The sequence below is a fragment of the Paraclostridium dentum genome (assembly GCF_048568265.1).
In the GTDB taxonomy this organism is placed as follows: domain Bacteria; phylum Bacillota; class Clostridia; order Peptostreptococcales; family Peptostreptococcaceae; genus Paraclostridium; species Paraclostridium dentum.
Map to the genome: position 1 here is coordinate 491,804 of NZ_CP183813.1, position 12,701 is coordinate 504,504.

Consider the following 12,701-nt stretch of genomic DNA (forward strand, 5'->3'; position numbering starts at 1 on the left):
AATGAAAAAAATAACTCGTATCTAAAAAGATAGAGTTATTTTTTATGTTTGATAGTTAAAGTGAATTTTTTATTTGTTTAAAATATTTTTTATACTTATAAATTGAGGCTTCATTTTATCAAAAGTTGTTACGTATTTAAATCCAAGTTCATCAAGTCTAGTATATATATAGTCAAACTTATAAGCTACTTGAGATGGTATATGAGAATCGGAACCAGTAGTTATTATCTCCCCGCCAAGTTCTTTATACATTTTTAGTATATAGTTTGAAGGTGTTAAGTCTTTTAGCCCGTATCTAAAACATGACGTGTTTATTTCTATACCTTTTCCACTGTGAACAACTTCTTTTAAAATTGATTCTAATATATCAGAAAAAAGTTTATCATCAAGTTCTTCATTGTAATCTCCATATCTCTTAATTAAATCAAGATGTCCTAAAACAGAATAATCTTTATAATTTTTAACTATATAATATAAAAGTTCATAATACTTTTCGTAAGCTTCGTGTTGAGATTTATCATTAAAGAAAGTTCCATTGTACAAATCAATCTTATCTATTGCATGCATTGAACAAATAACAAAATCGAATGGATAGCTTTTTATATCATTTGAGCATTTTTCTATGATATGAGGTTGAACTCCCATTTCAATTCCTTTTTTTATAGAAATTTGATTTTTAAATTTATCTTTAAGATTATCAATACTTTTTAAGTAAGATATATAGTCTGTTTCAAATGGAACATCACTTATTATGTCGTAGTCAACATGATCAGTAAAACAGATTTCTTTTAAGCCTAAATCAATAGATTTTTTGACCATATCTTCCATAGGTGTTTGACTATCTCCGGAAAAGTTTGAATGCATATGATAATCGTAGTACATAATTAGTATCCCCTTTTTTTATAAATTTTGGTATTATATATACATAATAATATCAAATATAGTTATAGGCATCAATAAACACATGTACAACAATATCATTTTGAAGTGGTGATTAAATGGATAAATATAAGTTAGTAATAGAAGATAATAGTCCAAAGTATTTACAAATTTATAATCATATAAAAACAATGATTATAAATAATGAAATAGAAGTAAATAAAAAGCTTCCACCTATAAGATCTATAGCAAAGCTATTAAATGTTAATAACACTACAATAGTAAAGGCATATGAATTATTAGAAAAAGAAGGATATGTATATAAAATTATTGGTAGTGGAACATTTGTGTCAGATACTAGAGTAAAAGCAAATAGTGATGAAAACACACCTATGGAAGGAATAATTAGATTTGACAATGGGAATCCTTCAATAGATATGTTTCCAGTAGAAGAGTTTAAAAAATCCATAAATATAGCTCTTGAAAAAGAAGGAAATTCAATGTTTGAATATGATGATGGATTAGGGTTTATAAAGTTAAGGTCTAAACTCGTAGAATACTTAAAAACTCTAAATATAAATACTAATAAAGATAATATACAAATTATATCTGGAGCTCAACAAGGTATAGATATAGTTTGTAAAGGTTTAATAAATTATTCAGATTTAGTATTTGTTGAAGAACCAACTTACAGAGGAGCACTTGAGGTATTTAAAAATAGAGGGTCAAAAATTATAAGTATACCGATGTTAGAAGATGGAATAGATATAGGTATACTTAAGCTAAAACTTGAAAAAATAAGACCTAAGATACTTTATACAATGCCTAATTATCAAAATCCAACTGGAATCTCTTATTCAGAATATAAAAAGAAAAAGTTGATTGAATTAGCTGAAAAATATGATTTTTATATATTAGAGGACGATTTTATGAGCGATTTGAAATTTGAATCAACAGAACATTATCCTCTTAGAAGTTATGATGATAAGGGAAGGGTAATTTATATAAAAAGTTTCTCTAAATTACTTATGCCAGGGATTAGAATAGGATTAGTTGAAATGCCTAATGAAATTTTAAATAAAATACTATGGGCAAAATATTCCTCAGATATATCAACATCAGGTATAATTCAAAGGTCTATGTATTATTATATGGAAAACTTCAACTGGAACAACTACATAAAAAATGTAGAGGATGCTTATTATGAAAAATTTAAATTAGCACTAGAACTTATACAAAGTAAATTAGCTAATAAACTTAAAATAAAAGTACCTACAGGAGGGATAAATTTCTTTCTGGAATTACCAAGAGGATACTCAGCAAAAGCATTTAGTAAATTCTTAAGAAAAAAAGGAGTAGCTATTTTATCAGGTGGGCACTTCTTTGACACATCTATAGACGATAGATTTTTTAGAATAAATATTGCACAAACAAGCTTAGATGAAATACAAAAGGGAATAGATATAATATCGGATAATATAGATGAATTTTTAAAATGCTACAAAAATACAGAAGAATTTAAAGAAAATAAATTATTTTTTTAGGAGTGAATAATATGAATAACGAATTTGATAAAAAGAAATTAAACAGAATAAATGAATTAGCAAAAAAGCATAAAGGTGAAGGTTTAACTGAAGATGAACATAAAGAAAGAGAAGGATTAAGAAAAGAATATTTAGAACATTTTAGAGGTCATTTTAGATCAAGATTAGAAAATATAAAAGTCGTTTCACCAGAGGAATATGAAGAAGCAATGAAAAACAAAAAGAACTAGAAAAATTTAACATTTGACAAATGCAAGTGTGCTATAATTATCACGAGGGTATTTTAATAAAGAAAGGGAGTATTAAGTATGAATTTAAGACATGAATTTAAAAATGCATGGGAACAAATTAAAGAAAACAAAGAACTTGATGCTGTGATGAATTACTCAAATGAATACATGAAGTTCCTAGATGCTGGGAAAACAGAAAGAACTTCAGCAAGAGAGATAATAAGACAAGCTAAAGAACATGGTTTTATATCAATAAACGATGCGATGTCATCAGGATGTTTAACTGCAGGTACTAAAGTATATGCAGAAAATAAAGATAAAGGCGTTGCTTTATTTGTAATTGGACAAGAAGAATTACAAAAAGGAATGAGAATTGTTGGGGGACATATAGATTCTCCAAGATTAGATTTAAAACCAAATCCATTATATGAAGATGGAAATTTAGCTCTTTTCAAAACTCACTATTATGGTGGAATAAAAAAATATCAATGGACAGCATTACCACTTGCAATACATGGTGTAGTTATACTACAAGATGGAACTAAAGTTGATATATGTATAGGTGAAGATGATAATGATCCAGTATTTTGCATAACAGATCTATTAATACATTTAGCAGGAGATCAAATGCAAAAAAAATTAGCTGATGGAGTAACTGGTGAAGGCTTAAATCTTTTAGTAGGGCATATGCCATTAGAAGGTGAAGAGAAAGATGCAGTTGAAGCTAATGTACTTAAATTATTAAATGAAAAATATAACATGACTCAAAAAGATTTCTTAACAGCTGAGATAGAAATTGTTCCAGCTGGTAAAGCTAGACATTTAGGATTTGATAAAGGAATGGTTCTAGCTTATGGTCATGATGATAGAGTTTGTTCATATGCAGCTGTAAAATCTATATTTGATATTGAAAATCCAAAATATACTGCAGTAGCATTATGTGTAGATAAAGAAGAAGTTGGATCTCAAGGAAATACAGGAATGCAATCTAAATTCTTTGAAAATGCAGTAGCTGAACTTATAAACTTACAAGGAGATTATTGTGATCTTAAAGTAAGAAGAGCTATGGCAAATTCAAAAGTTTTATCAGCTGATGTTTCAGCTGGATTTGACCCAACATACCCAGATGTTTTAGATAAGAGAAATGCATGTTTTATGGGACATGGTTTAGCTTTAACTAAATACACAGGAGCAAGAGGTAAAGGTGGATGCAATGATGCTAACGCTGAGTTTGCTTCAGAAGTAAGAAGAATATTTGATAAAGCTAATGTTGTTTGGCAAATATCAGAACTTGGTAAAGTTGACCAAGGTGGCGGTGGAACTATTGCTTACATATTAGCTGAATATGGTGCAGAAGTAATAGACTGTGGAGTTGGTGTATTAAATATGCATGCTCCATATGAGATAGTATCTAAAGCAGATATATATGAAATGTATAAAGGATATAAGGCTTTCTATGAAATAGAAGCTTAATATAAAAAAGATAAGTGATTAATCACTTATCTTTTTTTATATGTTCTAAATTAAAATAGTCACATACTCCATCTAAGAATTTATACTCAAGAGGAGTAAAAGCTTTTTTCTTAGAGTATATAAAATAAAATTTTCTATCAAAACTCATATTTTTAATTTTATAGAAGTTTAACTTATTTGAGTTTATATCTTCAATAATTGAAGTGTAAGATACAAATGAAACCCCAAGTCCTAACTTAACCATTTCTTTTATTGATTCATTAGATTCAACGTAAGCAATTGTATCTAAGCTGTTAAGCGGTATTTTGTTTGATTTTAACTTATTAATCACGATACTTTGAGTCCCAGAACCGTCTTTTCTCATTATAAAATTTAAATTATAAAGTTTTTCTATATCAATAAAACCATTTTCATTTTCTATAATTAAATTTTTAGGAGCAATTAAAACTAGCTCATCATCTATTAAATCTATATATTCAATTTGTTTATTGTTTACCTTAGAACCTACAAATCCAAAACTTATACGTTCATTTAAAATTTCTAATATAGCATCTTGAGAATCATAACGACTTATACTAAATTTAACATTTGGATAATTAGTATAAAAACTTTTTAAAAAGTCAGGAAGTATATATGTTTCAGGTATAGAACTACATGCAAGATCTATGACCCCTTCTATCTTTCCGCTATATTCCTTTATATCATAAACAGCTTTTTTGCAATTATTTAAAATATAAATAGCGTGTTCATATAATATTTCGCCTGCCTTTGTAAGTGTAATTACTTTATTATTTCTATTAACTAGTACTGTATCAAGGCTTTTTTCAAGATTTTGAATATGGGCACTAACTGTAGGTTGTGTAAGAAAAAGCTCTTTAGCAGCTTTAGAAAAGCTATTATATTTAGCTACAGCTACAAAAACTTCAAGTTGTTTTAAGTCCATAAAAATATCCTCCCCCTAAATATGTCCTTACATATTATAACACACAAAAAAGTATCTAGGATAAAATAAAAATTAAATGTCAATATACGGAATAAGTCTTACAAAAATATTACAATATAACTTTTTAGGTTATTTAATGTAAATAAATAATATATAATTAGGTATAAGTAAATTTAGGAGGATTAGTGTATGAAAAAAAGTTTGCTAATTAGCATCATGCTAATAGTCATACTAATGTTCTCAGGATGCAGTATGAAAAGTGGAAAAAAAGTAGACAAAGCTACGCAACAAAAAAATATAACTAAAATTCAAAATGATGTTAGTGAAGTTATGGGGAAAAATTATGAATATGTTATGGATACTATGGGAGATCCATATATGACGACATATTATATAAATACAGAAAAATATGGGGAGTTTGAACATTTAGATAAAGAAGGAATTTTAAAAAATCTAAATATTGAAATGGTATATCCAAAAGAAGGGTATGAAAGTAGTGCTTTATATGTAGATATAAGCAAAGACAAGGTTGTTAACGTAGAAAGCGATGAATTTGTTGGATTGTCTTCTGGATTCGAAGATTTACCTCAAAATGCAAAATCGGCTAACGTAATAGTTGATTTTTATAATGATCAAGCATTTATTGATTCTAGTAAAGTTGATTTAAAATCAATAAAATCTTATATAGGTAAAAATATTGAAGAGTTAGTTAGAGATACTAGCTTAGATATGCCAAATGCGGTTGCATATAGTAAGAACAAAGAAAAAATTATAAATTATTATATTTTACAAAGTAAAAATAATAATACAGTTTTCGTTGTATCAGTAACTGAAGATAAGGGAAAAATTTTAGATATAACACAGGTTTCAGATGCTTCATTGATAAAAGAATTAATAAATATGTCAAATTAAAAAATACTCTCTATATTTTAAATATAGAGAGTATTTTGTTTGCTTACTTATAGTATATATAACAAAATAATGTAAATAATAAATTAGTGAGTATAAAACTAAATTACATAATGTAAGTATATATAGGAGGCTTAATTTATGAGTAAACAAATAATTACTATAGATGGAAATACTGCAGCGGCACATGTTGCGTATGCATTTACAGATGTTGCAGCTATATTCCCTATAACTCCATCATCAACAATGGCTGAGGTTGTAGATGAGTGGGCTGCACAAGGAAGAAAAAATATATTTGGACAAAAAGTTAGTGTTGTAGAGATGCAGTCAGAAGCAGGAGCAGCAGGAGCATTTCATGGATCACTACAGTCTGGAGCGCTAACAACAACATTTACAGCATCTCAAGGATTACTGCTTATGATTCCTAACATGTATAAGGTATCAGGAGAATTGCTTCCTGGAGTATTTCATGTAAGTGCGAGAGCTATTGCATCTCAGGCTTTATCTATATTTGGAGACCATCAAGATGTTATGGCAGCAAGACAAACTGGATGTATATTATTGGCATCAAGTTCTGTTCAAGAAGTTGCAGACATAGCTCCAGTTGCTCATTTAGCTGCTATAAAAGGAAGACTTCCGGTTATACATTTCTTTGATGGATTTAGAACATCACATGAAATACAAAAAATAGAAGTTTTAGATTATGAAGACTATGCAAAACTAATAGATCAAAAAGCACTACAAGAATTTAGAGAAAGAGCATTATCTCCAAATCATCCAGTGACAAGAGGTACGGCTCAAAATCCAGATATATATTTCCAAACTAGAGAAGCTTCTAACAAATATTATGAAAATATCGTACCTATAGTTGAAGAGTATATGAATGAAATGAATAAACTTACTGGTAGAAACCATGGTTTATTTGATTACTTTGGGCCAGAAGATGCAAAACACATAATAGTTGCAATGGGTTCAGTGACTGAAACTATAGAAGAAACTATAACTTATTTAAATGGACAAGGTGAAAAATATGGATTAGTAAAAGTTCATTTATATAGACCGTTTTCTATAAAACACTTTATGGATGTAATACCATCAAGTGTAGAAAGAATTTGTGTTTTAGATAGAACTAAAGAACCCGGATCTATAGGAGAACCATTATACTTAGATGTGAAATCAGCATTTTATGAAAATGAAAAAACACCTATGATAATAGGGGGAATATATGGACTTGGATCTAAGGATACAACTCCAGCAGATATAAAATCTGTATATGACAATTTAAAATCTAGTAATCCTAAAAATCAATTTACAGTAGGTATAGTAGATGATGTAACTAATAAATCTATAGATGTAGATAGAAACTTTAAAATAAGACAAGAAGGAACTATAAGATGTAAGTTCTGGGGATTAGGATCAGATGGTACAGTTGGAGCTAACAAACAAGCTATAAAGATAATAGGTAATAATACTGACATGTTTGCTCAAGCATATTTTGCATATGATTCTAAAAAATCTGGTGGTATAACAATGTCTCACTTAAGATTTGGTAAAACTCCTATAAAATCTACTTATCTTATAGATGAAGCTGATTATATTGCTTGTCATAACCAATCTTATGTAACAGAATATGATTTATTAAAAGGGCTTAAAAAAGGTGGAGTATTTGTACTTAACTGTATATGGGGTAAAGAAGAATTAGAAAATCATTTACCAGCTAGAATTAAAAATTATATAGCTGAAAACGATATAGAATTCTATACTGTTAATGCAACAAAAATTGCGCAAGAAATAGGTCTTGGAAATAGAATAAATATGATAATGCAATCTGCATTTTTCAAATTAGCAAAAATAATACCAGAACAAGATGCTATAAATCATTTAAAAGATTCTATTAAAAAAGCATATGGTAAAAAAGGTGAAAAAATAGTAAATATGAACTATGAAGCAGTTGAAAAAGGTATGAATTCAATAGTAAAAATAGATATACCACAAGATTGGAAAACTGCTAAAGATAGTGTTGAAGATAGAAATGAGCCAGAATTTATAACAAATATATTAAGACCAATGAATGCACAAGAAGGTGATAATTTACCAGTAAGTGCATTTAACGGAATAGAAGATGGAACATTCCCTAATGGTACAGCAGCATATGAAAAACGTGGAGTAGGAATAAATGTACCTGAATGGATATTAGAAAATTGTATTCAATGTAATCAATGTGCTTATGTTTGTCCACATGCAACTATAAGACCATTTTTATTAAATGAAGAAGAAAGTAACAAAGCGCCTAATAGTTTTGGAACGAAAAAAGCTATAGGTAAAGGATTTGAAGGATTACAATATAGAATGCAAGTCGATACTATGGATTGTACTGGATGTGGAAACTGTGCAGATATATGTCCGGCTAAAGAAAAAGCATTAGTTATGAAACCTCTTGAGTCTCAAACTGAATCAGAAATACCAAATTGGGATTTTGCAGTATCACAAGTTTCTGATAAAGGGGATATAATGAGTCCAAATAGCGTTAAGGGAAGTCAATTTAGACAACCACTTATAGAATTCTCTGGAGCATGTGCAGGTTGTGGAGAAACTCCATATATCAAGTTAGTAACTCAACTATTTGGAGATAGAATGATGATAGCAAATGCAACAGGATGTTCATCTATTTGGGGAGGATCAGCTCCATCTACTCCATATACTATAAACCATGAAGGTAAAGGTCCGGCTTGGGCAAACTCTTTATTTGAAGACAATGCTGAATTTGGATATGGGATGTATTTAGGAGTTAAACAAATAAGAAATAGAATAGAAAATTTAATGACAGAACTAGTTGGAATGAATATTGATGAAGAAAGTAAAAAAGCATTTAACTATTGGTTAGAAAGTAAAAATGATGGATTAGAATCAGCTTGTGCATCAGAAGGCGTAAAAAAAGCTATAAGTAATATTAAAGGATCAGATGAAAAAGTTTCTTGCTTAATAAATCAAATAAAAGAATTAGAAGACTACCTTGTAAAAAGATCTCAATGGATACTTGGAGGAGATGGATGGGCATATGATATCGGATATGGTGGATTAGATCATGTTCTAGCATCAGGTGAAGATGTTAATGTTTTAGTATTTGATACAGAAATTTATTCAAATACTGGAGGACAAGCTTCAAAATCAACTCCAGTTGCAGCAATGGCTAAATTTGCAGCAGCAGGTAAGAGAACAAAGAAAAAAGATTTAGGTAGAATGGCAATGACATATGGTAATGTTTATGTAGCACAAGTTTCATTAGGTGCAGATAAAAATCAATTAGTAAAAGCTATAATAGAAGCTGAAAATTACAATGGACCATCACTTATAATCTGCTATGCACCATGTATATCTCATGGATTAAAAGAAGGTATGGGCAGAACTATTGCAAATGAAGAACAAGCTGTTAAATGTGGATACTGGCATTTATATAGATTTAATCCACAATTAAAGGATGAAGGTAAAAATCCGTTTACATTAGATTCTAAAGAACCAACAGAAAGCTTTAGAGATTTCTTAATGGGACAAGTTAGATATTCAGCTATAGCTAAACAATTCCCAGATATAGCTCAAGAGTTGTTTGATATGACAGAAGAAAATGCAAAAGAAAGATATGAAATATATAAGTTATTATCACAACAAATGTAATTAAAAAATAATATTAAATTTAATTTATAGAATTTATTTAAGGTTATTTTAAGCTTTAGGATTTATAATAATATAATAATAAAAAAAGAAACTATCAACATACTTTCCCTTAAAAATCACTTACATTATGTAAGTGATTTTTTATTTGAAAAAATAAAAGAGCTTCAACAAAATAGTTGAAGCCCTTCTAAAAACTTATTGGTGCCGGTTGTGGGACTTGAACCCACACGGTATCACTACCAACGGATTTTGAGTCCGCCCCGTCTGCCGATTCCAGCAAACCGGCTCGTTACAATTCTATTATAACAGTAATAAAAACGTTTTGCAATATATTTAGCCTTAATATACATTCAATAATATGGTAATATTAAATATAATACGAATTGGCAATAATAGAGAGGATAAATAATTAGGAGTGATAAATTTGGAAAAAACGTTAATTATAATAGATGGAAATTCAATTGTTAATAGGGCATTTTATGCATTGCCTGATTTAACTAATAAAAAAGGGCTACATACAAATGCAATATTTGGTTTCACAAATATGCTATTTAAGTTGATAGATACATATAAACCTACACATATTAGTGTTGCATTTGATAAAAAAGCTCCGACTTTTAGACATTTAGAGTATAAGGAATATAAAGCTGGAAGAAAAAAAATGCCAGATGAATTAAAACAACAGTTAGAACCGTTAAAAAATTTATTAGATGCATTTAATATAAATCGTTTAGAAATTGAAGGATATGAAGCTGATGACATAATAGGTACTGTATCTTTAAAAGCAGAGCAAGATGGATATAAAGTTTATATAGTCACAGGAGACAAAGATGCAATTCAATTAGCTTCAAAGACTACAACTACGCTTATAACTAAAAAAGGAGTAGGAGAAGTTGAAGAATATGATTTCAATGAAGTTGAGGAAAAGTATGGAATGACACCTACTCAATTTATAGATTTAAAAGGGCTTATGGGAGATAAGTCAGATAATATACCTGGAGTACCTGGAATTGGAGAGGTTACAGGTATTAAACTTATAAAAGAATTCGGAAGTATTGAAAATATAATAGAAAATATTGATTCAGTAAAAGGAAGTCCTAGGAAAAAAATCGAAGAAAATAAAGAGCTTGCTATAATGAGTAAAAGGTTAGCTACAATAATTAGAGATGTTCCAATTGATTTTGATTTAGAAAAACTTGAGTTTGGAAATTATGATAAGTCAAAATTAATAGAGGTATTTAATGAACTTGATTTCAACAGCTTAATAGCTAGGTTGGATTCAAACGCAGAAGAATTAAAAGTAATAGTAAATAAACTTGAAGACGTTAAAGAATTTATAAACAAAGCAAAAAATAGTAAAAAGCTAATATTAAAAACTATTTCTAAAAGCGGAAATATTCTAGAAAAAAACATAATGCAAATTTATTTGAGTGTTGATGGAGAAGAATTATTTTGGGCTGATGAAAGTCAAATAGATGAAATAAAGGAACTATTAGTAGATGAAGATTTAAGAGTTTATGGATATAACGTAAAAGAAGATTATATAGCTCTAAGACCTTATGGAATATCTTTAAGTAATATTTACTTTGATATAGCTATAGCAGAGTATTTAATAGACTCTAGCAGCTCTAACTATACATATGATTCAATTGCGATGAACTATTTTGGACAAAAAATAAAATCATCTGAAGAATTGTTAGGGAAAGGCGTTAAAGCAAAAAAATATGAAGATCTAGAAAAAGAAGAACTAGACAATACAATTGGAAGTATTGTTTACTTAGTTGGAAAAGTAACCCCTAAAATGGAAGAAAAATTAGTTAATATGGATATGGATGGTCTGTTTTACCATGTAGAAATGCCTTTAGTAGAAGTGCTAGGATATATGGAGTATGAAGGTGTTATGGTAGATAAAGATAAATTAACAGAATTAGGTGAAGAATTTAAAATATCTATAGATAAACTAGAAAAAGACATATACAATCTTGCAGGAGAAGAATTTAACATTAATTCTCCAAAACAGTTAGGTGTTATTTTATTTGAAAAATTAGAACTTCCTGTTATTAAAAAGACTAAAACAGGATATTCAACTAATGCTGAAGTATTAGAACACTTAAGTGACAAGCATGAAATTATAGACAAGATAACTGAATATAGACAAATTGTAAAGTTAAAATCTACTTATGTAGACGGGCTTATAAATATAATAAATCCTATAAGTCACAGAATCCATTCATCATTTAATCAAACAATAACAACAACTGGAAGGATTTCATCTACAGATCCTAACTTACAAAACATACCTGTAAGGTTAGAATTAGGTAGAAATATAAGAAAAGTATTTATAGCAGATAAAGGCTTTAAATTAGTAGATGCAGACTACTCACAAATCGAATTAAGAGTTCTAGCACATATGAGTCAAGATGAGCATATGATAGATGCATTTAACCATAACGTAGATATTCATACTAAAACTGCATCACAAGTATTTGGTATTGATATAAATGATGTAACAAGTGAGCAAAGAAGTGCCGCAAAAGCAGTAAACTTTGGTATAGTATATGGTATAAGTGATTTTGGATTAGCTAAAAATTTACATATACCAGTTAAGGAAGCAAAAATCTATATTGATAGTTACTTAAATACTTATGAAGATATAAAATCTTATATGGATAGTACAATTGAAGAAGCAAAAGAAGATGGATACGTAAAAACTATTTTAAATAGAAGAAGATATATACCGGAAATAAAATCTTCTAATACAATACTTAAAAATTTAGGAAAAAGATTGGCTATGAATGCGCCGATACAAGGAAGTGCCGCTGACATAATAAAAATAGCTATGGTTAATGTGTATAAAAAATTAGAAGAAAGAGATTTGAAATCCAAATTAGTTCTTCAAGTTCACGATGAACTTATAATTGAATGCATTGAAGAGGAATTAGAAGAAGTATCTAAGATTGTAAAAGATGAAATGGAACATGCTGTATCTATGGATGTTAATTTAGATGTAGATTTAAATACCGGAGATTCTTGGTATGAAACAAAGTAGGT

At 28.7% G+C, this 12,701-nt stretch carries 8 protein-coding genes and 1 tRNA gene; 6 read left to right on the forward strand and 3 right to left on the reverse strand.

The window, feature by feature from the left end:
• Positions 1 to 69: 69 nt before the first annotated feature.
• Entirely contained in the window at positions 70 to 882 is an 813-nt protein-coding gene (locus ACN6I1_RS02130) for a histidinol-phosphatase HisJ family protein (protein ID WP_419742569.1), read from the reverse strand.
• Between the two features lie 116 nt (positions 883 to 998).
• Between ACN6I1_RS02130 and ACN6I1_RS02135 the strand changes: the two genes are divergently transcribed.
• The 3 genes from ACN6I1_RS02135 to ACN6I1_RS02145 all read left to right on the forward strand — a co-directional run bounded on the left by ACN6I1_RS02135 (position 999) and on the right by ACN6I1_RS02145 (position 4,126).
• Positions 999 to 2,423 (forward strand): PLP-dependent aminotransferase family protein, encoded by a 1,425-nt coding sequence (locus tag ACN6I1_RS02135; RefSeq protein ID WP_053831356.1) that lies wholly within the window; start codon positions 999 to 1,001, stop codon positions 2,421 to 2,423.
• Positions 2,424 to 2,434: 11 nt separating this feature from the next.
• The gene (locus ACN6I1_RS02140; RefSeq protein WP_021428585.1) at positions 2,435 to 2,653 is read left to right on the forward strand and encodes a DUF896 domain-containing protein; all 219 of its coding nucleotides are present in this window, start codon (positions 2,435 to 2,437) and stop codon (positions 2,651 to 2,653) included.
• A 78-nt stretch (positions 2,654 to 2,731) separates the two neighbouring features.
• Positions 2,732 to 4,126, forward strand: a complete 1,395-nt coding sequence (locus tag ACN6I1_RS02145; RefSeq protein WP_021428658.1) for an aminopeptidase — start codon at positions 2,732 to 2,734, stop codon at positions 4,124 to 4,126.
• A gap of 22 nt (positions 4,127 to 4,148) precedes the next feature.
• Here the strand turns inward: ACN6I1_RS02145 and ACN6I1_RS02150 are convergent, their stop codons facing one another.
• Entirely contained in the window at positions 4,149 to 5,069 is a 921-nt protein-coding gene (locus ACN6I1_RS02150) for a selenium metabolism-associated LysR family transcriptional regulator (protein ID WP_419742570.1), read from the reverse strand.
• Between the two features lie 189 nt (positions 5,070 to 5,258).
• Between ACN6I1_RS02150 and ACN6I1_RS02155 the strand changes: the two genes are divergently transcribed.
• Together ACN6I1_RS02155 and nifJ are read left to right on the forward strand one after the other, a co-directional pair.
• Complete coding sequence (locus ACN6I1_RS02155; protein WP_419742571.1) at positions 5,259 to 5,981, forward strand: hypothetical protein; 723 nt, start codon at positions 5,259 to 5,261, stop codon at positions 5,979 to 5,981.
• A gap of 138 nt (positions 5,982 to 6,119) precedes the next feature.
• Positions 6,120 to 9,650, forward strand: coding sequence for a pyruvate:ferredoxin (flavodoxin) oxidoreductase (gene nifJ, locus ACN6I1_RS02160; RefSeq protein WP_419742572.1), 3,531 nt, complete (start codon positions 6,120 to 6,122; stop codon positions 9,648 to 9,650).
• A 199-nt stretch (positions 9,651 to 9,849) separates the two neighbouring features.
• Here the strand turns inward: nifJ and ACN6I1_RS02165 are convergent.
• A tRNA-Leu gene (locus ACN6I1_RS02165) sits at positions 9,850 to 9,936 on the reverse strand.
• A gap of 138 nt (positions 9,937 to 10,074) precedes the next feature.
• Between ACN6I1_RS02165 and polA the strand changes: the two genes are divergently transcribed.
• Positions 10,075 to 12,699, forward strand: coding sequence for a DNA polymerase I (gene polA / locus ACN6I1_RS02170; protein ID WP_419742573.1), 2,625 nt, complete (start codon positions 10,075 to 10,077; stop codon positions 12,697 to 12,699).
• The last annotated feature ends 2 nt before the right edge of the window (positions 12,700 to 12,701 follow it).